The sequence below is a fragment of the Rhizobium sp. BG4 genome, from assembly GCF_016864575.1.
Classification (GTDB): Bacteria; Pseudomonadota; Alphaproteobacteria; order Rhizobiales; family Rhizobiaceae; genus Rhizobium.
On record NZ_CP044125.1, the window covers coordinates 2150638 to 2169767 of the forward strand.

Here is a 19130-nt window from a genome sequence, read left to right on the forward strand (position 1 = left end):
CCATGAGCCTGCATGCAGACCGGATCCCGGTCACCATCCTCACCGGCTTTCTCGGTGCAGGAAAGTCGACGCTTCTGAACCGGATCCTCAAGGATCCCGCGATGAAGGAAGCGGCCGTCATCATCAATGAGTTCGGCGATGTCGGTATCGACCACCTGCTGGTCGAAAGCTCCGGCGATGCGATCATCGAGCTTTCGGACGGATGCCTTTGCTGCACGGTGCGCGGCGAACTCGTCGATACGCTGGCCAATCTGATGGATGCGATCCAGACCGGGCGCGTGAAGGCTGTGAAGCGCATCGTCATCGAGACGACGGGGCTTGCCGATCCGGCACCGGTGATGCAGGCGATCATGGGCAATCCGATCATTGCCACGAATTTCCAGCTGGATGGCGTGGTCACCGTCGTCGATGCGGTCAATGGGCTGCAGACGCTCGACAATCACGAGGAGGCCCGCAAGCAGGTGGCAGTTGCCGACCGGCTGATCGTCTCCAAGCGGCCTATGGCCGATGTGGCGCTGCTAAAGGCCCTGGAAGCGCGGCTGCGCGATCTCAATCCGCGGGCGGCGCTGATGGATGCCGATGGCGGCGAGGCCGGTACGGCTGCCGTTCTCGTCAACGGGCTCTACGATCCGGACACGAAGATTGCCGATGTTGGCCGCTGGCTGCGCGATGAGGATGCTGATGATGCGCATCATCATCACCGCCATGACCATGGTCACGATCATCACCACGGGCATCACCACCACTATCACGGCCACGACGACCAGGATCCGCATGATGTGAACCGTCACGATGCCTCGATCCGGTCCTTCTCGATCGTCGAGGAGAAGCCGATCGATCCGATGGCGCTGGAGATGTTCATCGATCTGCTGCGCTCGGCACACGGCGAGAAGCTGCTGCGGATGAAGGCGATCGTCGCGGTATCGGACAGGCCGGACAAGCCGCTGGTGCTGCACGGCGTGCAGAACATCTTCCATCCGCCGGTGTGGCTGCCTGCATGGCCTGACGCCAGCGACCGGCGCACGCGCATGGTGCTGATCACCAAGGATCTGCCGGAGGATTTCGTGAAGACGCTGTTCGATGCGTTTCTGGGCAAGCCGCGCATCGATACACCGGACCGTGCCGCACTTCACGACAATCCGCTCGCCATTCCCGGTATGAAGATCTGACGCTTATTTCCTGCGGATCAGGAAACGGTGGCCGCTTTCCGTCTTTACCGTTTCCAGCAGTTCGTGGCCGTCTTCATTGCAGAAATGCGGGATGTCGATGCCTGCCAGCGGGTCCGTGGTTTCCACGCGGATCAGCGCGCCGCTTGCCATGGATGACATCTTGCGGCGCGTCTTCAGGACGGGCAGGGGGCACTTCAGACCGCGAAGGTCATAAGTTACGGCGTCGGTACCGCTCAATTCTTGGACCAGAATTTCCAGAACGGCTTCTTGGAGGCGTCGGCAGTTTCCTGCGGCGGCTCGGGTGCGAAGGCGAGCGGGTTCTGCTGCGGAACCGGAACGTTTGGAGGCGTTGCTGCTGCCACGGCCGTGGCGTTGGCTGCGGCCGGAGCGGCGGCGGGCGCTGCCGTAGCCGGCGCTGCTGCCGGGGCAGCGGATGCGACCGCGGCTTCCGGTACCGTCGCGGGGACAGCCGGCTTCGACATCATACCTTCGAGTTCGGCGACCTTGACCATGCGGCCAGCTTCCAGCGAGGTGCCGGTCGGGGCGTAGGCGAGCTCGCGGCCCTTGCGGGTCTTGGCGACGACGGCCTTGCGCTCGGCTTCTGTCGGATCGTACCAGGCGAGGCCGTCGAACTTCTTCTCGGCCTTGGCATAATCCATCGCGTAGGTCTTGTCGTAGGACGACAGCGCGGATGCGAGCGCCGGAGGCGTCGACATGGCCGGGCACTTGCCGGCCGGATTGAAGGCGCCGCCATCGGTGGTCTGCTGGTTGAAGACGTATTTCTTCTCGCAGACATTGACGTCAGGCGGGCGCTTGGTGACTTCGAAATTGTCGTAGCCGACCTTCAGCATCTTCCAGAAGTCGTAGCTCGGATCGAGCCGGTGCTTGTACATGTTCTCCGCAGTCATGCGGAACGGGAAGGCCTGCAGCTGCACCGAGGTCTGGCCGCCCTTGAAGGCGTCGCGCGCAAAGGCGTAGATCTCGAGAACCTGTTCGTCGGTCATCGAATAGCAGCCGGACGATGAGCAGGCGCCGTGGATCATCAGATCGGAACCCGTACGGCCGTTGACGGCGTCATATTTGTTCGGGAAGCCGGTATTGATCGCGAGATAATATTTCGAATTCGGGTTCAGGTTGGCACGGGTGAGGTTGTAGAAACCTTCCGGGGCCTGACGGTCGCCGGTCTTCACCTTCGGACCGAGACGGCCGGACCAGGCGCAAATCTTGTAGTCGGCGATCTTGTCGAAACGGTTGTCGGTCTTCGCCTTCCAGATCTCGAGCGCGCCTTCCTCTTTGAAGATGCGGATCAGGATCGGCGAATTGCGATCCATGCTCTTGGCGCTCATCTGCGCCAGGATGCGCGGCGGCAGCGGTTGCTCCACCTTGTTCTTGACGGTGGAGAGGTCGATCTTGCTGGCGGATTCGAGAGTGTCGTTGCAGCCCGCAAGTGCGAGCGCCATCAGCGACACGTAGGCGAAATGACGAATGCGCATTCAACTAGCCCAACTAAGGATTCAGCCCACTCCGCACGCAGAGTTCCGGGCATTACCAGGAATCATAGGCGGCTTATACTTTACAAATCCTTACCAGCCTATGACCTGCCTGCGGCGCCCCCGCAAGCACGAAGTTCGGTAGATAACATTATTGTGGCCAAGATTTGGCCCCAATCGGGCCATTTTCACTGGCTTTGCCTTAGAGGTTACGACCCATCGACAGGAATTTCTGTCGGCGATCGTTGCGCAATTGCTCGCCGGTACGGGGCGAAAGCTCGGCCAGAGCGTTGGCGATGACGTCGCCGGTTGCGGCAATCACGTTGTCCGGATCGCGGTGCGCGCCACCGAGCGGCTCGGGAATGATGCCGTCGATGATGCCCAGCGATTTCAGGTCTTCGGCGGTGATCTTCATGTTGGTCGCCGCTTCCTTGGCGCGGGTGGAATCGCGCCAGAGGATGGAGGCCGCGCCTTCCGGCGAGATCACGCTGTAGATCGAATGTTCGAGCATGAAGACCTTGTTGCCGGTGGCGATGGCGATCGCGCCGCCCGAACCGCCTTCGCCGATGACGACGGAGATGATCGGAACCTTGACGCCAAGGCACATTTCCGTGGAGCGGGCGATGGCTTCTGCCTGGCCGCGCTCTTCGGCGCCAACGCCCGGATAGGCGCCTGCGGTGTCGACGAGCGTTACGACCGGGAGGCCGAAGCGGTCAGCCATTTCGAGAACGCGGATCGCCTTGCGATAGCCTTCAGGACGGGCGCTGCCGAAATTGTGCTTCAGGCGGCTCTTCGTGTCGTTGCCCTTTTCCTGGCCGATGACGGCGACAGGCTGGCCACGGAAACGGGCGAGGCCGGCCTGGATTGCGGCGTCCTCGGAAAACTTGCGGTCGCCGGCGAGCGGCGTGAATTCCTGGAACAGCACCTTGGCATAATCGACGAAATGCGGACGCTGCGGATGGCGCGCGACCTGCGTCTTCTGCCAGGCGTTGAGCTTGGAATAGATATCGACCATCGCTTCGCGAACGCGAACTTCGAGGCGGCCGACTTCATCCGACGTGTCGATGCTCTCGCCCTCGGACGCGAGCTTCTTCAGTTCGATGATCTTAGCTTCGAGGTCGGAGATCGGCTTTTCGAAGTCGAGATAGTTGTGCATGAGGTGCGTTTCCGTTCCTTGTGCCCAGGGCAAATTGCTGGCGTCGCCCCTTGTCGCCGGTCCTATTCGTGCTTTTTCGCCTGTTTTGCAAGAGGGTGATGCGTTTGCACCAGTTGTTGCAGGCGTTCTTCGAGGACGTGGGTATAGATCTGCGTGGTCGAAATGTCCGAATGTCCCAAGAGTTCCTGCACGACGCGAAGGTCTGCGCCATTGGCCAGGAGATGGCTGGCAAAGGCGTGGCGCATCACGTGCGGCGAGATCATAGACGGCGTCAGCCCGGCCCGGATCGACAGGTTCTTGAGATCGCGGGCAAAGACCTGACGGGGAAGATAACCTTCCTTCGAGGCAGCCGGAAAGAGCCAGGGGCTTTCCACAGGCTGTTTGCTATTGGCGCTTTCCACTGCCATCGAGCGGCCATAGACCTTCAGCGCGGCGATTGCCGATTGGGAAAGCGGAACGAGGCGTTCCTTGTTGCCCTTGCCGCGGATGATCAGGAAGCGGCCTTCCTGATCGAGGACGCGGGCGGGGAGCGAGACGAGCTCACTGACGCGCATGCCGGTCGCGTAGAGCAGCTCCAGCAGGGCGAGCATGCGCTGGCGCTGCAGCTGGCCGGGCGCTGTGTCGGACGCTTCCTGTTCGGCCTGTGTCAGCAGTTTCGTGACTTCTGCTACGCCCATTGTCTTCGGCAGGGCGCGGCCTTTCTTCGGTGCGTCGAGGATGCCTGTCGGATCGTCGGTGCGGATGCCTTCGGCATAGAGAAACTTGTAGAATTGCCGCATGGCGGCGAGGCGGCGTGCCTGAGAGGAGGGTCTGAAGCCCTGGCTTGCAAGCGAGGAGAGATAGGCGGTCAGGTCGGCGGAAGCTGCCTCGGTCAGCCGCACGCTCTTGCCGCTCAGGAAGCCGTGCAGGTCATCAAGATCGCGCTCATAGGAGAGCAGCGTGTTTTGAGCCGCGCCGCGTTCGGCGCTCATCATCTCGAGAAAGGCTTCCACATGGGCGCGTCCGAGATCCCGCATCGGCTCACTTCTTTGCAGGGGCAATCGTTCCCGTCGCCGGCGGATTGACGCGCTCGGAGGGGATGCGGATCGTCACGTCACGGGGCTGCGGCTCGACGAAGGTCACAAGTGCGACCATGCCGCCATAGATGATCCCGGCTATGACAGCCAAGACAGCCAGAAAGCGGAAGAGGGTCGGCATTCCAGAACTCCATGGGCTCGGCTTCTTTTTAGGAAGAAGCGTGATTGCGTGCAAGAAGCGGCATTTGGATCATGTTTCCCTTGCCCGCGACTTGACGCTGTACCTGCATTTGTCGATACCGTTTGCAAACAAAGTGTGAATGGACCAATGAGTGATCCCGTTCTGACAGTTGCAGACAGTCTGAAAGACAGAGCTCGCGCCGCGCTCGGGTCCCGCAATCTTATCCTTGTCGGCCTCATGGGAGCCGGGAAATCCTCCGTCGGCCGTCTCGTCGCGAGCCAGCTCGGCATCCCCTTCGTCGACAGCGATGTCGAGATCGAGCGCGTGTCGCGCATGACGATTACCGAGCTGTTTGCCGCCTATGGGGAAGAAGAGTTCCGGGCGCTGGAAACGCGGGTGATGAAGCGGCTTCTAAAGAATGGTCCGCGCGTGGTGTCCACCGGCGGCGGCGCTTTCATCAACGATCGCACCCGCAAGCATATCAAGAAGGGCGGCCTGTCGCTCTGGCTGAAGGCCGATCTCGATGTTCTCTGGGAGCGCGTCAACAAGCGCGATACCCGGCCGTTGCTGAAGACCGAGAACCCGAAGCAGACGCTCGAAAACCTGATGAATGCGCGATACCCGGTCTATGCGCAGGCTGACGTCACCGTTTTGTCGCGCGATGTGCGCAAAGAACTGATGGCCGACGAAGTCTTGAAGGCCGTGATCGAATACCAAACCGAAAGTGCAGTGCCATGAATGCGATCGCTTCCGTTGCAACCGAAAAGAAGGTGCATGTGCCGCTCGGCGAGCGTGCCTATGACATCCTGATCGGTCCAGGGCTGATTGCGCGCGCCGGCGCGGAGATCGCCTCGCGTCTCAAAGGCCGCAAGGCTGCTGTGATCACCGATGCGAATGTCGCGCCGCTTTATCTCGACGCGCTGGTTTCGAGCCTCGAAGCCGCTGGCATTACCGCTTCTTCGCTTGTCCTGCCGGCTGGCGAGAAGACCAAGAGCTTCGAGCATCTGATGACTGTCTGCGACAAGGTGCTGGAAGCCCGTGTCGAGCGAAATGACTATGTGGTCGCGCTTGGCGGCGGTGTGATCGGCGATCTCGCGGGCTTTGCAGCCGGGATCGTGCGCCGCGGTGTGCGCTTCGTGCAGGTGCCGACCTCGCTGCTGTCGCAGGTGGATTCTTCCGTCGGCGGTAAGACAGGCATCAATAGCCGCCATGGCAAGAACCTCATCGGCGTCTTTCATCAGCCAGATCTGGTTCTCGCCGATACCGACGTGCTGAATACGCTGACGGAGCGTGAATTCCGTGCCGGTTATGCCGAAGTCGCGAAGTATGGCTTGATCGACAAGCCGGATTTCTTTTCCTGGCTGGAGAAGAACTGGCAGGCGGTCTTTGCCGGTGGCGATGCCCGCATCGAGGCTATCGCGACGAGCTGCCAGGCGAAAGCCGATGTCGTCGTCGCCGACGAGCGGGAGAACGGTCCTCGTGCGCTTCTTAACCTTGGCCACACGTTCGGACACGCGCTGGAAGCCGTCACGGCTTATGACAGCGCCCGGCTCGTGCATGGCGAAGGCGTTTCGATCGGTATGGTGCTGGCGCATGAGTTTTCGGCGCGCATGAACCTTGCAAGCCCCGACGATGGCAAGCGCGTCGAGAAGCACCTGAAAGAGGTTGGCCTGCCGACGCGCATGTCCGATATTCCGGGCGAGCTGCCGCCGGCAGAGCGGCTGATGGAAGCAATGGCGCAGGACAAGAAGGTCAAGAACGGCAAGTTCACCTTCATCCTGACGCGTGGCATCGGGCAGTCTTTTATCGCCGACGACGTACCGCAATCCGAAGTGTTGAGTTTCCTGAAGGAAAAGCACCCTCAATGAGCATCGAAGGCACGCTGGCATTTCTTTCCGTCTACTGGCCAGAAATCGTCTCCATCGTGGCCCTCGTCCTCATGTCTGCCTTCTTCTCCGGCTCGGAAACGGCGCTGACGGCCGTTTCGCGCAGCCGCATCCATACGCTTGAGGCCAATGGAGAGGAGCGCGCCGGCGTCGTGCGCGAGCTCATCGAACGGCGTGACCGGCTGATCGGCGCCATGCTGATCGGCAATAATCTCGCAAACATTCTCTCCTCGTCGCTGGCAACCAGCCTGTTCCTCGGGCTTTTCGGCAATTCGGGCGTGGCACTTGCAACGCTGGCGATGACCGTCATTCTCGTCATCTTTGCCGAAGTGCTCCCGAAGAGCTGGGCGATCTCGACGCCTGACCGCTTTGCGCTGGGCGTCTCGCGTCCGGTCAAGATGTTCGTCGCCGTCGTCGGCCCGGTCTCGTCCTTCATCAATGGAATCGTTCGCAGAATCCTCGGCATTTTCGGGATCACGCTTTCACGCGAAACCTCGATGCTGACGGCGCATGAGGAGCTTCGTGGCGCGGTCGATCTGCTGCATCGCGAGGGATCGGTGGTCAAGGCCGACCGCGACCGTCTCGGCGGGGTGCTCGATCTCAGCCAGCTCGAGCTTTCCGACATCATGGTCCACCGCATGGCGATGCGGGCGATCAATGCTGACGATGCGCCGGAGGCGATCGTCCGCATCATTCTCGAAAGCCCCTATACGCGCATGCCGCTCTGGCGTGGCACGATCGACAACATCATCGGCGTCGTCCACGCCAAGGACCTGTTGCGGGCGCTGGCAGAGCCGAATGTCGAGCCCGAAAATCTGGACATCGTGAAGATTGCCCAGAAGCCGTGGTTCGTGCCTGACAGCACCAATCTCGAAGACCAGCTCAACGCCTTCCTGCGCCGGAAGCAGCATTTCGCCGTCGTCGTCGACGAGTATGGCGAGGTACAGGGCATCGTGACACTCGAGGATATCCTCGAGGAGATCGTCGGCGATATTTCCGACGAGCATGATATCGACATGCAGGGCGTGCGGCAGGAGGCGGATGGGTCGATCGTCGTCGATGGCGGCGTGCCGATCCGCGATCTCAACCGCGCCCTCGATTGGCAGCTGCCAGACGAGGAGGCGACGACGATCGCCGGTCTGGTCATCCACGAGTCGATGACCATTCCCGAAGAGCGCCAGGCTTTCACCTTCTATGGCAAGCGGTTCATCGTCATGAAGCGCGAGAAGAACCGCATCACCAAGCTGCGCATCCGCCCGGCGGAAGAAGAAGCGACCAAGGCGCTCTGAGCGGTTTTCGGTTGGATTGCCGGGCGGGAATGCCTATATGGAGCCTGTCTCCGCTACCAGCGGGTGGCTTCACCGGGTGCTGCCGGTTCGACGGCCAGGGCGTGCAGTCCGGCGTCGAGTTCCGGCTTCAACAGCTCGGTGATGGCACGGTGGCGGGCGAGCCTCGTCATCCCCGAAAATTTTTCAGAGACGATGCGAACGCGCATATGCGTTTCGCCTGTTCCTGTTATGTCAGGCTGGTGCCCGGCGTGGAGATGGCTTTCGTTGATGACGCTCAAACGTTCGGGCGCGAAAGCCTCGGTGAGTTTTTCTTCAATGCGGGCCTGCAGGGTCACGTTTTCGTCTCGTTGCTTGTGAAAAAAGGGTTCCCAAGAAGCCAGCAACATTCCCGTTTGTCAATTCTTGTTGTCGCTTCGCGGCAGCCCCATAATTAGCGCCGTCATGAGACTTGATTCCAAATATTTCGATCGCATCCGGACCCGCCGCAAACGCGAGCAGGAGCCCGAAAAGGCTCCTCCGGTCTGTCAGTGGGATGGCTGCGATCAAAAAGGCGTGCATCGCGCTCCCGTCGGGCGCAATGCCGAGGGGCAGTTCTTTCTGTTCTGTTTCGAGCACGTCAAGGAATACAACAAGGGCTACAATTATTTCTCCGGCCTCTCGGACGGCGAGATCGCGCGCTATCAGAAAGAGGCGATCACCGGCCACCGGCCGACCTGGACGGTCGGCGTCAACAAGGATGCCAAGAACAGCCCGCTGCATTCGGACGTCCGTTCCGGCTCCTACAATCGCGTCCGCGACCCGTTCGGCTTCGTCAGCGGTACCAAGGGCGCCGGTCCGCGTTTTCCCGAGCAGCAGCGCAAGCTGAAGAGCCTGGAAGCGAAGGCTTTCGACACGATGGGGCTGGAGGCGAATGCGACCTCGGCCGAGATCAAGACGCGCTACAAGGAGCTCGTCAAGAAGCATCACCCGGATGCCAATGGCGGCGACCGTGGCTCCGAAGAGCGTTTCCGTGCCGTCATCCAGGCCTATCAATTGTTGAAGCAGAACGGTTTTTGTTAATTCCCGTCCTTGCTCTCCGCCTTCAATCGGGTATGGTCCAAATTGGCTAGGGCCGCAGGCCAACGCGGCATGCATTATTGCGTTTTGCTTCTGGCGCCTTTGCCTTCCTTCCGGACGCGGCGTTTCTTGTCCGGGACTTTGTTCTAAAATGCTCGGGCGTCATCATCCCGCCGAGGTTTCATTTCAGTCCCGGAGAAGCATCGCCGACGTTCTCACCACGGACGGCGCGGAATAGAACTGCGGCGTCGTGGTCGCGAAATGGCCTGAGAGATATGGCCGGGCGTTTTGCCCGCCTTGGAGACGTGATGAGCAAGATTGACTTAGATATTCCCGCTCTGCCGGATACCACCGTTTCGGTCCGGGAGGTTTTCGGCATCGATTCCGATATTCGCGTTCCCGCCTACAGCAAGGGCGACGCCTATGTTCCGGATCTCGATCCCGACTATCTCTTCGACCGCGAGACGACGCTCGCCATTCTTGCAGGCTTTGCGCATAACCGCCGCGTCATGATCTCCGGCTATCACGGCACGGGTAAGTCCTCGCATATCGAGCAGGTCGCTGCGCGCCTCAACTGGCCGTGCGTGCGTATCAACCTCGACAGCCATGTCAGCCGTATCGATCTCATCGGCAAGGACGCGATCGTCGTCAAGGACGGCTTGCAGGTCACCGAATTCAAGGACGGCATCCTGCCCTGGGCCTACCAGCACAACGTCGCGCTGGTCTTCGACGAATACGACGCCGGCCGCCCTGATGTCATGTTCGTTATCCAGCGCGTTCTGGAATCCGCCGGCCGCCTGACGCTGCTCGACCAGAGCCGCGTTATCCGTCCGCACCCGGCTTTCCGTCTGTTCGCGACTGCCAACACGGTCGGCCTCGGCGATACGACCGGCCTCTATCACGGCACGCAGCAGATCAACCAGGCGCAGATGGACCGCTGGTCGATCGTGACGACGCTGAACTATCTGCCGCACGACCACGAAGTGAACATCATCGCCGCCAAGGTGAAGACCTTCGGCAAGGACAAGGAAGGCCGCGACACCGTTTCGAAGATGGTTCGCGTCGCAGACCTGACGCGCGCTTCCTTCATGAACGGCGACCTGTCGACCGTCATGAGCCCGCGTACCGTCATCACCTGGGCCGAGAATGCGGAGATCTTCGGCGATCTCGCCTTCGCGTTCCGCGTCACCTTCCTCAATAAGTGCGATGAGCTCGAGCGTGCGCTCGTGGCCGAGCATTATCAGCGTGCCTTTGGCGTCGAGCTGAAGGAAAGCGCTGCCAATATCGTGCTGGAGGCCTAAGGCCGGTCGATCATGGCATCTCGTGGTGACAATTCGAAAGCCAAGCCCAACGGCCCCGTCGATGTGGAGCCGTTGCGGCGTGCGATAACCGGCTGCGTTCGCGCAATCGCCGGTGACGACGAACTCGAAGTGACCTTCGCCAACGAACGTCCGGGAATGACGGCCGAGCGTATCCGGCTGCCCGAACTTTCGAAGCGCCCGACGGCGCATGAGCTGGCGGTGACCCGCGGTCTCGGCGATTCCATGGCGCTCCGGCTTGCTTGCCACGACGAGAAAGTTCACACGACGATGGCGCCGCAGGGCTCGGATGCCCGCGCGGTCTTCGATGCTGTCGAGCAGGCGCGTGTCGAGTCGATCGGTGCGCTGCGCATGGAGGGCATGGCTGCAAACCTGCGCTCCATGACCGAGGAAAAATACGCCAAGGCCAATTTCTCCGGCATCGAACGCCAGGAAGATGCGCCGATCGGCGAAGCCGTCGCCATGATGGTCCGCGAGAAGCTGACCGGTCAGAAGCCGCCAGCGTCCGCAGGCAAGGTGCTCGATCTCTGGCGGCCCTTCATCGAAGACAAGGCCGGTGCCGAGCTCGATAACCTCTCGAACGTCATCAACGACCAGCAGGCCTTTTCGAAGGTGATCCGCAACATGCTGTCGGCCATGGAAATGGCCGAGGAGTATGGCGACGACGACAGCGAGCCGGAGACCGACGAAGATTCGGATCAGGACGATCAGCCGAGCGGCGACGAGCAGGATCAGGACGAAGTCGACGAAGATGCCGGCTCGGATGCAGCACCTGTCGAAGACAGCGAAGTTGCCGACGAGCAGATGGAGGACGGCGAGACCGAAGGCGCCGAGATCTCCGACGACGACATGATGGAAGAGGGCGAGGACGATTCCGAGACGCCGGGCGAAACCCGCCGTCCGAACACGCCTTTTGCCGATTTCAACGAGAAGGTCGACTACCACGTCTTTACCGAGGAATTCGACGAGATCATCACGGCCGAAGAGCTGTGCGACGCTGCCGAGCTGGAGCGCCTGCGCGCCTTTCTCGACAAGCAGCTGGCGCATCTGCAGGGTGCCGTCGGGCGTCTCGCGAACCGCCTGCAGCGCCGCCTGATGGCGCAGCAGAACCGCTCCTGGGATTTCGACCTCGAAGAGGGTTACCTCGATCCGGCGCGCCTGACGCGCATGATCATCGACCCGATGCAGGCTCTCTCCTTCAAGATGGAGCGCGATACGCAGTTCCGCGATACGGTCGTGACGTTGCTGATCGACAATTCCGGTTCGATGCGCGGACGTCCGATCACGGTTGCCGCGACCTGCGCCGATATTCTGGCCCGCACGCTGGAACGTTGCGGCGTGAAGGTCGAGATCCTCGGCTTCACGACCAAGGCCTGGAAGGGCGGGCAGGCACGCGAGAGCTGGCTTGCCGGTGGCAAGCCGCAGACGCCGGGCCGTCTCAACGACCTGCGCCATATCATCTACAAGTCCGCCGATGCTCCGTGGCGCCGCGCCCGCAGCAATCTCGGCCTGATGATGCGCGAAGGCCTGCTGAAGGAAAACATCGACGGCGAGGCGCTGATCTGGGCGCATAACCGCCTTCTCGCCCGCCGCGAACAGCGCCGCATCCTGATGATGATTTCGGATGGTGCGCCGGTCGATGACTCGACGCTGTCGGTCAATCCCGGCAACTACCTTGAGCGACATCTTCGCGCCGTCATCGAACAGATCGAGACGCGTTCGCCGGTCGAGCTGCTGGCCATCGGTATCGGCCACGACGTCACGCGCTATTATCGCCGTGCCGTCACCATCGTCGATGCTGACGAACTTGCAGGCGCGATGACCGAGCAGCTGGCTTCGCTCTTCGAGGATCACGCCGCCGCCCCGCGTGGCGGGCGCCTCCGCCGCGCCAGCTGACCCATATGATCGCTCTTTCCCGCGTGGCCATGCTTGCCGCCTGCCTCGCGGGGTTGCCGTCTGCCGTCTTCGCAGAAAGCGCTCCGATCGAGAGCCGCGTCATCAACACCTTCAAGATCGGTTCTGACGAGACCAGATTCGGCCCGCTGGAATTTATCGGTGGTCTGGAGATGGTTTCGAGCAACCGGATCTTTGGCTCGTGGTCGTCGATCAAGGTCGATCCGGACCGCAAGCATGTGGCGGGCGTTCTCGATACGGGCCACTGGCTGACGGGTTCGCTGGTGCGCGATGCGCAGGGCCGCCTCTCCGGTCTTGCCGATGTCGATATCACGCCGATGCAGGATCGCACGGGCCGCAGTTTCGAAGGCAAGGGCCGTATGGATGCCGAGGGGCTGGCGCTCGACAAGGACCGGGCGCTGGTCTCCTTCGAGGGCAATCACCGCGTCGATATCTATCCGCGCCAAGGCTTCGCGACATCAGCCGCCGTTGGCACGCTGCCGATCCTCATTCCGCGCGACGAGCTCAGGGGCAACCGCAGCCTCGAGACGGTGGCAATCGCGCCGGCAGACAGCGCCCTGAAGGGCGCTGCAGTCATCGTTTCGGAAGAGAGCCTTGATGATGACGGAAACGTCTATGCGGCGATCCTGGAGGGGCCGCTGAAGGGCCGGTTTACCGTCAGCCGCACAGATGATTTCGACCCGACCGACGCGGCGTTCCTGCCGGATGGCGACTTGCTGCTTCTGGAGCGGCGCTTCAACATGGCAAACGGTATCGGCATGCGCATCCGGCGGATCGCTGCTGCCGAAATCCGGCCCGGTGCGGTTGCAACGGGCAAGGTACTGATGACGGCCGATTTCGGCTATCAGATCGACAATATGGAAGGGCTCGATGCCTTCCAGGCCGAGGATGGCTCGACCCATATCATCCTCGTGTCTGATGACAACCATTCGATCCTGCAGCGGAACATGATGCTGGAATTCCGGCTCCTCGACTGAGCGCGCCGCCGAACAACTGTCACAACTCTCCGCTATCTGCTCCCTCCCTTCACCCATTTCGAGAGAGCCATGCTGAACATCCATGTCATGGGAGCCTCAGGCTCCGGCACCACCACGCTCGGTCAGGCGCTCGCCGAAAAGCTCGGGATCCGTCATCTCGATACCGATCACTTCTTCTGGATGCCGACCGATCCGCCCTTCACGACGCAGCGGCCGGTCGAGGCACGCGTAGAAATGCTGCGCGAGGCGATCGGGGCCGCCGATGGCTGGGTGCTCTCGGGCTCGGCGCTGAAATGGGCGGCCGAGTTCGAGCCGCTCTACGATCTTATCGTGTTTCTCAAGATCGATCCTGCAATGCGCATGGCGCGCATCCGGCGGCGTGAGGAGACGCGCTACGGCGACCGGATCAAGCCGGGCGGCGATATGGCGGAGAAGAGCCGGGAGTTTCTGGAATGGGCCGAGAGCTATGATACGGCGGAGCCGGAGCGGCGGAGCGCTGCCTCGCATGAGGAATGGCTGAAGGAGAGGGCCACGCCGTTGCTGAGGCTCGACTCGTCACAGCCGGTCGGCGATCTCGTTGCGCAGGTTCTGGGCCATGCAGCCGTCATGGCGAAAAGGCCGCAGGCTTAGCGCCGGCGGCCTTTGCTGCAATCAGCGGGCAGGCGTTGCCTGCATCGGGCGCAGGGTGTTCATCAGCGCGCCGTAAGGCAGCAGCATGATGAGGCCGACCAGCATCTTCACGGTGAAGTCGCCGAGCGCCCAGGAAATCCAGCGCGGGGCCTCGATCGAGAGCACGCCAAGGATCGGTGCCGTTTCGAGCGCGAAGGGTTCGTTCGGGCCGAAGAAAACAAAGAAGGCTGCGAAGGCGAACGAGAAGAAGATGATCGTATCGAGCGCCGAGCCGATCAGCGAACCGACCAGCGGCGCGCGCCACCAGGCTTGGCGGCGAAGGCGGTTGAAGACCGAGATGTCGAGCAGCTGGCCTGCGAGATAGGCGGAACCGGAAGCGATCGCGATGCGCGGGACGGCCGTATAGAAAGATAGGCCGACGCCGACGACAAAGCCTGCGAAAACGACCTTGCGGGCGGTCTGCGGGCCGAATTGGCGGTTCGTCAGGTCGGTGATCAGGAAGGCGATCGGATAGGTGAAGGCGCCCCAGGTCAGGATGTCGGCAAGATTGATACCGGCAACCGTCGCGTTCAGCGGAAACTGGACGAGGAAGTTGGAGGCGACGACGACGAGCGTCATCAGGGCCACATAGATAAGCAGATAGCGTGTCTTCAGCATTTTTTTATCCTGGGTGATGCCACCAGTTGGAGTGAACAAATTTTGGCCGGCACCATGCCGGCAAAGCAAAAGGCTTGTCCGGTATCAACCGTGCAAGCCTTTTGAAACTTTCGAGAAGAAAGCTGACCGATGCTTACGCAGCAGCGGCTTCTGCAGTCTTCTTGACGATCTGGCGGCGCAGCAGACGAGCGCGCATCGACAGTTCGTTTTCGCTTGCCTTGATCAGGAACGCATCGAGGCCACCGCGGTGTTCAACCGAACGCAGAGCGTGGGCCGAAACACGGAGACGGTAACGCTGGCCGAGAGCGTCGGAGATCAGCGTAACCTGGCACAGGTTCGGCAGGAAACGACGCTTGGTCTTGTTGTTGGCATGGCTGACATTGTTGCCAACGAGGACGGCCTTGCCGGTCAATTCGCACACGCGAGACATTTGACACCTATTCTTGTTTTTCTCAGCCACCAAATTGCGACGCACGGCAAAACCGGGCTTGCAATCCAAGGCCATGATTGGAAAGTTGCGGTTCTATAGTCAGAGCGGCCGCCCGCGTCAAGCCAAACCTTGGCCTTTCCCGCAATTCTGTCAAAAAGCTCGTGTTTGCTTCGCGGGGCGGGCAGAGTATGGACCGCTTAACAGGGCGGGTTTCGCCCGTCAAACAAGGCTTGCTTCATGGCTCTTTCGGGCAGACGAATTTTGATCGCGGCAATCGCGGCGCTGATGGCCGTTCCGGCAGGTGCCGAAGAAATCCGCCATCGCACGGAATATCGCGTCGCCCTCGGCATCCTGCCGATCGCGCGTGCGGCCTTCGTCACCAAGATCGAGGATGACAAGAGCTACAAGGTTTCCGGCGATATCAGTTCGGCGGGCCTTGCCGATCTGGTGACGACGATCTCGGCCAAGACCAGTGTCGACGGCGTCATCCGCGACGACCGGCTGCAGGCGCAGCGCTATTACCTCTATTACAAGAGCGGCAAGCGGGCGCGCACTTATGAAGTCCGCTATGCTAACGGCAATATCGTCTCGACGACGGTGAAGCCGGAGCGGAAGCTGCCGAACAATTGGGTCAATCTCAAGCCGGGCGACATGCGCGCCGTGCTCGACCCGATCTCCGGGCTGATCTTCCCGGCGACACAAAGCTCTGCTCGCAGCGGCTGCCGATCTATGACGGCGAGATGCGCATGGATCTGGTGCTGTCGCCGAAGGGATCGAAAGATTTCGAAACGGATGGCTTTGCCGGTCAGGCGACGGTCTGCAGCGTGCGCTTCGTGCCGAAGGCCGGATACAAGAAGGGCCGCAAGGATATCGATTACCTCAGCAAGAGCGGCCAGATGGAAATCTGGTTTGCCAAGGCCGACGCCGCGAATGTATATGCTCCTGTCTATGTCAGTATTCCGACGCAGTATGGAACGGTGACGATCAAGGCAGTGAAATACAGCGCAAGCTGACGGAGCCTGTCTCCGGTTTCGGGGGACATGATGAAGCTTCGGGCGACTTTGATCGGGTTCACGGCCATTCTGATGTGGTCGTTTCTGGCGCTCTTTACTGCCGCCTCCGGCAAGATGCCGCCGTTTCAGCTTTCGGCGATCTGCTTTGCCATCGGCAGTATTCCCGGCATTGCCGTGCTCGTTCTCAATCCCTCGCGCCTGGTCCTGTTGAAGCAGCCGGCGAAGGTGTGGATCATCGGGATCGCCGGTCTCTTCGGCTACCACTTTCTCTATTTCACGGCCCTCAGGAATGCGCCGGCTGTCGAGGCGGGGCTGATCGCCTATCTCTGGCCGCTGCTGATCGTCGTCGGCTCGGCGCTGCTGCCGGGCGAGAGGTTGCGCTGGTATCACCTTGCTGGGGCGCTGGCCGGTCTCTGCGGCACTTTCCTAATCGTCGGCCGCAACGGCATCAATTTCGACGGCGCCTATGCCGTCGGGTATGGTGCGGCTTTCCTCTGCGCTTTCACCTGGTCGAGTTACTCGCTGCTGACGCGCCGCTTCGATGCGGTGTCGACGGATGTGGTGACCGGCTTCTGCCTGGCGACCTCCGTCCTCTCTCTGATCTGCCATATCGGCCTGGAAACGACGGTCTGGCCGGAAACGTCCTTTGAATGGCTGGCTGTGGTCGGCCTCGGGCTCTTCCCTGTCGGAGCAGCCTTCTATGCCTGGGATTACGGCGTGAAGAACGGCGACATCCAGATCCTCGGTGCCGCCAGCTATGCGGCGCCGCTGCTCTCGACGCTGATCCTGACGCTGTTCGGCTTTGCCGAACCGAGCCTGCGGATTGCCTTCGCCTGCCTGCTGGTGACCGGTGGTGCGGTGCTGGCGGCTCAGGAAATGTTACGGCGGAAATCGGCCGCAGCAGAAGCTGCCGCAGCCGAGTAATCAGGCTTCCGGCTTCCAGTCCGGCGGCGCCATCTCGAACTTCGAGAATTCGAAGCCGGGGGCGACGGTGCATCCGACCAGCGTGAATTCGCCGAGCGTTTCGGCTGATTGCCACCAGTTCGCCGGGATGATCGCCTGCGGGCGTTCACCCTTGGCGAAATCGGTGCCGAGTTTCAGCGTCTCGCTGCTGCTGCCATCTTCCGAGCGGTGCAGGGCGAGCGGCGCTCCGGCATAGTAGTGCCAGACCTCGGCGGCATCGTGGACGCGATGCCAATGCGACCGCTGCCCGGCCTTCAGGAGATAATAGATCGCTGTCGAATGGCCGCGCTCGCCGCCATTGGTGTCGCGGAAAGTCTGGACGTACCAGCCGCCTTCCGGGTGCGGCTGCATCGAAAGCGTCTCGATGATCTCGTCTGGAGACATCAGAAATTGTCCTTGCGTTTGCGGATTTCCGCAAAGACCTCTTCGTTCGTCTTGGTTTCCATCAGCAGGTTGCGGCGGATCGCCGGATCGGCGGCGCGCAGGAAGGGGTTGGTTTCCTTTTCCAGCGCCAGCGTCGTCGGGATGGTGAAGCGTCCCTCGGCACGCAGCGCCTCGATCTCGGCCGCGCGGGTTTTCAGCCTCTCATTGTCGGGGTCGATCGTCAGGGCGAAGCGGGCGTTCGACAGCGTATATTCGTGGCCGAAATAGACTGCCGTCTCATCCGGCAGCACCGCAAGCTTCTGCAGCGAATGCCACATGTCGGCAGCGGGGCGCTCGAACAAGCGGCCGCAGCCGAGGGCGAAGAGCGTGTCGGCGGCAAAGAGCAGCTTGTCGTCCACGAAGTGGTAGCAGATGTGACCGGCGGTATGGCCGGGCGTCTCGATGACGTTGACGGTGTGATCGCCGAAGGTGAAGCTGTCGCCATCGGCCATGGTCTTGTCGAGGCCGGGAATGGCAACGGCTTCATTGACCGGACCGATGATCTCGCAGCCGAACTGTTCCTTCAGCGCCAGATTACCTTCGACATGGTCGGTATGGTGATGGGTGGTGAAGATATGCGAGATGCGCCAGCCGCGGCGCTTGGCAGCCGCCTCGACGGCAGCCGCATCCGGCGCGTCGATCGTCGCTGTCAGGCCGGTTTCCGGATCATGCACGAGAACGCCAAAATTATCGGATCGGCAGAGAAAAACTTCTAATTCCAAAGGTTTCATAGTCTAAGCGGCCTCTTTCCCACGGACATGTCCGGAATGTAGAGGCTCCGGCCTTGAAGTCCAACCGCCCACTGATAACATTTAGTGCAATGCACGCGGATATTGTCGATCTACGCCAGTTTTATCATTCCGAGCTTGGCCGCCTGGCGGAGCAGTCGATTGCCATGGCGCTGTCGTCGCTCTGGGTCCGGTTGCCGCAGGAGCGACTGATCGGCCTTGGCTATGCCGTGCCTTTCCTCGACCGTTTCAGCGCCGACACCGAGCGCACCTTCGCCTTCATGCCGGCAGGGCAGGGCGCGGTGAACTGGCCGATGGGCTCTCTGTCGTCGACTGCCCTGATCTTCGACGAAGAACTGCCGCTGCCCGACTCGTCCATCGACCGCGTGCTGATGGTGCATTCGCTGGAATTTGCCGAAAGTCCGCGGGAGACGCTGAAGGAGCTCTGGCGCGTGTTGGCGCCGGGCGGGCGGCTCGTCATCGTCGTTCCGAACCGCCGAGGCGTCTGGGCGCGGATGGAGCACACGCCCTTCGGCTCCGGCCGGCCTTATTCGCGTGGCCAGCTGACCCATCTGCTGCGCGAGACCAATTTTACGCCGGGCGCCACGGCCGAGGCGCTGTTCTTCCCGCCGTCCAAACTGCGCACGGTGCTCAGCCTGCGGCGCGGCTTCGAGCGGATCGGGCGCACGCTCTGGCCGGCCTTTTCCGGCGTCATCATCGTCGAGGCGCAGAAGCGTCTCTATCAGGGCCTGCCGGTGGCCGCCCGCGCCTCGCGGCGGGTTTTTGTGCCGGTTCTGGCGCCGCACGGCGTCCCGACGACCCGCAACCGTTAA

Annotated in this window: 21 protein-coding genes and 1 pseudogene; 12 read left to right on the plus strand and 10 right to left on the minus strand. The window is 61.5% G+C overall.

The annotated features are described in order from the left end of the window. The first annotated feature begins 2 nt into the window (after positions 1-2). A complete protein-coding gene (locus tag F2982_RS10940; RefSeq protein WP_203427823.1) occupies positions 3-1169 on the plus strand; it encodes a GTP-binding protein in 1167 nt (388 codons plus the stop codon). 3 nt (positions 1170-1172) lie between these two features. Here the strand turns inward: F2982_RS10940 and F2982_RS10945 are convergent, their stop codons facing one another. From F2982_RS10945 to F2982_RS10965, 5 genes are all read right to left on the minus strand, one after another. After that, complete coding sequence (locus tag F2982_RS10945; RefSeq protein ID WP_246777551.1) at positions 1173-1418, minus strand: sulfurtransferase TusA family protein; 246 nt, start codon at positions 1416-1418, stop codon at positions 1173-1175. Then, positions 1403-2662 carry a murein L,D-transpeptidase family protein gene (locus tag F2982_RS10950; protein ID WP_203427824.1) on the minus strand — a complete coding sequence of 420 codons (1260 nt, stop codon included), beginning with the start codon at positions 2660-2662 and terminating at the stop codon, positions 1403-1405. Before F2982_RS10950 ends, F2982_RS10945 begins: the two co-directional genes overlap by 16 nt. A gap of 199 nt (positions 2663-2861) precedes the next feature. Further along, complete coding sequence (locus F2982_RS10955) at positions 2862-3815, minus strand: acetyl-CoA carboxylase carboxyltransferase subunit alpha (protein WP_112720180.1); 954 nt, start codon at positions 3813-3815, stop codon at positions 2862-2864. Positions 3816-3877: 62 nt separating this feature from the next. Beyond that, complete coding sequence (gene xerD / locus F2982_RS10960; protein ID WP_203427825.1) at positions 3878-4831, minus strand: site-specific tyrosine recombinase XerD; 954 nt, start codon at positions 4829-4831, stop codon at positions 3878-3880. Positions 4832-4835: 4 nt separating this feature from the next. After that, positions 4836-5012, minus strand: coding sequence for a hypothetical protein (locus tag F2982_RS10965; RefSeq protein ID WP_203427826.1), 177 nt, complete (start codon positions 5010-5012; stop codon positions 4836-4838). Between the two features lie 147 nt (positions 5013-5159). Between F2982_RS10965 and F2982_RS10970 the strand changes: the two genes are divergently transcribed. Genes F2982_RS10970 through F2982_RS10980 form a run of 3 tightly spaced genes read left to right on the plus strand, consistent with a single transcriptional unit; the run spans position 5160 to position 8187 of the window. Beyond that, positions 5160-5750, plus strand: coding sequence for a shikimate kinase (locus tag F2982_RS10970; protein WP_112720182.1), 591 nt, complete (start codon positions 5160-5162; stop codon positions 5748-5750). Continuing rightward, positions 5747-6880 (plus strand): 3-dehydroquinate synthase, encoded by a 1134-nt coding sequence (gene aroB, locus F2982_RS10975; protein WP_203427827.1) that lies wholly within the window; start codon positions 5747-5749, stop codon positions 6878-6880. The genes F2982_RS10970 and aroB overlap by 4 nt, the downstream gene beginning before the upstream one ends. Continuing rightward, the gene (locus F2982_RS10980) at positions 6877-8187 is read left to right on the plus strand and encodes an HlyC/CorC family transporter (RefSeq protein ID WP_112720184.1); all 1311 of its coding nucleotides are present in this window, start codon (positions 6877-6879) and stop codon (positions 8185-8187) included. Before aroB ends, F2982_RS10980 begins: the two co-directional genes overlap by 4 nt. Positions 8188-8240: 53 nt before the next feature. Here the strand turns inward: F2982_RS10980 and F2982_RS10985 are convergent, their stop codons facing one another. Next, on the minus strand, positions 8241-8573 hold the full coding sequence (locus F2982_RS10985) for a BolA family protein (protein ID WP_203427828.1): 333 nt from the start codon (positions 8571-8573) through the stop codon (positions 8241-8243). A gap of 55 nt (positions 8574-8628) precedes the next feature. Here F2982_RS10985 and F2982_RS10990 point away from each other — a divergent pair, with 55 nt between their 5' ends. The 5 genes from F2982_RS10990 to F2982_RS11010 all read left to right on the plus strand — a co-directional run bounded on the left by F2982_RS10990 (position 8629) and on the right by F2982_RS11010 (position 14083). Next, positions 8629-9246, plus strand: coding sequence for a J domain-containing protein (locus tag F2982_RS10990; protein WP_112720186.1), 618 nt, complete (start codon positions 8629-8631; stop codon positions 9244-9246). 305 nt (positions 9247-9551) lie between these two features. Next, complete coding sequence (gene cobS / locus F2982_RS10995) at positions 9552-10544, plus strand: cobaltochelatase subunit CobS (protein ID WP_112720187.1); 993 nt, start codon at positions 9552-9554, stop codon at positions 10542-10544. Between the two features lie 12 nt (positions 10545-10556). Continuing rightward, positions 10557-12458 (plus strand): cobaltochelatase subunit CobT, encoded by a 1902-nt coding sequence (gene cobT, locus F2982_RS11000; RefSeq protein ID WP_203427829.1) that lies wholly within the window; start codon positions 10557-10559, stop codon positions 12456-12458. A 5-nt stretch (positions 12459-12463) separates the two neighbouring features. Continuing rightward, the gene (locus F2982_RS11005; RefSeq protein ID WP_203427830.1) at positions 12464-13453 is read left to right on the plus strand and encodes an esterase-like activity of phytase family protein; all 990 of its coding nucleotides are present in this window, start codon (positions 12464-12466) and stop codon (positions 13451-13453) included. Positions 13454-13522: 69 nt separating this feature from the next. Further along, on the plus strand, positions 13523-14083 hold the full coding sequence (locus F2982_RS11010) for an AAA family ATPase (protein WP_203427831.1): 561 nt from the start codon (positions 13523-13525) through the stop codon (positions 14081-14083). A 21-nt stretch (positions 14084-14104) separates the two neighbouring features. Here F2982_RS11010 and F2982_RS11015 read toward each other — a convergent pair whose 3' ends face one another. Both F2982_RS11015 and rpmB read right to left on the minus strand, forming a co-directional pair. Further along, a complete protein-coding gene (locus tag F2982_RS11015) occupies positions 14105-14740 on the minus strand; it encodes a VUT family protein (RefSeq protein WP_199627828.1) in 636 nt (211 codons plus the stop codon). Between the two features lie 133 nt (positions 14741-14873). Then, on the minus strand, positions 14874-15170 hold the full coding sequence (rpmB, locus tag F2982_RS11020; protein ID WP_112720192.1) for a 50S ribosomal protein L28: 297 nt from the start codon (positions 15168-15170) through the stop codon (positions 14874-14876). Between the two features lie 237 nt (positions 15171-15407). On the opposite strand from rpmB, the pseudogene F2982_RS11025 reads away from it, so the two are divergent. Both F2982_RS11025 and F2982_RS11030 read left to right on the plus strand, forming a co-directional pair. Continuing rightward, a pseudogene (locus tag F2982_RS11025) lies at positions 15408-16183 on the plus strand (DUF3108 domain-containing protein). Positions 16184-16213: 30 nt separating this feature from the next. Beyond that, positions 16214-17107, plus strand: a complete 894-nt coding sequence (locus tag F2982_RS11030) for an EamA family transporter (RefSeq protein ID WP_203430052.1) — start codon at positions 16214-16216, stop codon at positions 17105-17107. Here the strand turns inward: F2982_RS11030 and F2982_RS11035 are convergent, their stop codons facing one another. Both F2982_RS11035 and gloB read right to left on the minus strand, forming a co-directional pair. Then, positions 17108-17530, minus strand: a complete 423-nt coding sequence (locus F2982_RS11035; RefSeq protein WP_130284258.1) for a cupin domain-containing protein — start codon at positions 17528-17530, stop codon at positions 17108-17110. Further along, positions 17530-18300, minus strand: a complete 771-nt coding sequence (gene gloB, locus F2982_RS11040; RefSeq protein WP_112720195.1) for a hydroxyacylglutathione hydrolase — start codon at positions 18298-18300, stop codon at positions 17530-17532. Before gloB ends, F2982_RS11035 begins: the two co-directional genes overlap by 1 nt. Before the next feature lie 53 nt (positions 18301-18353). Between gloB and F2982_RS11045 the strand changes: the two genes are divergently transcribed. Beyond that, positions 18354-19130 carry a class I SAM-dependent methyltransferase gene (locus F2982_RS11045; RefSeq protein ID WP_112720196.1) on the plus strand — a complete coding sequence of 259 codons (777 nt, stop codon included), beginning with the start codon at positions 18354-18356 and terminating at the stop codon, positions 19128-19130.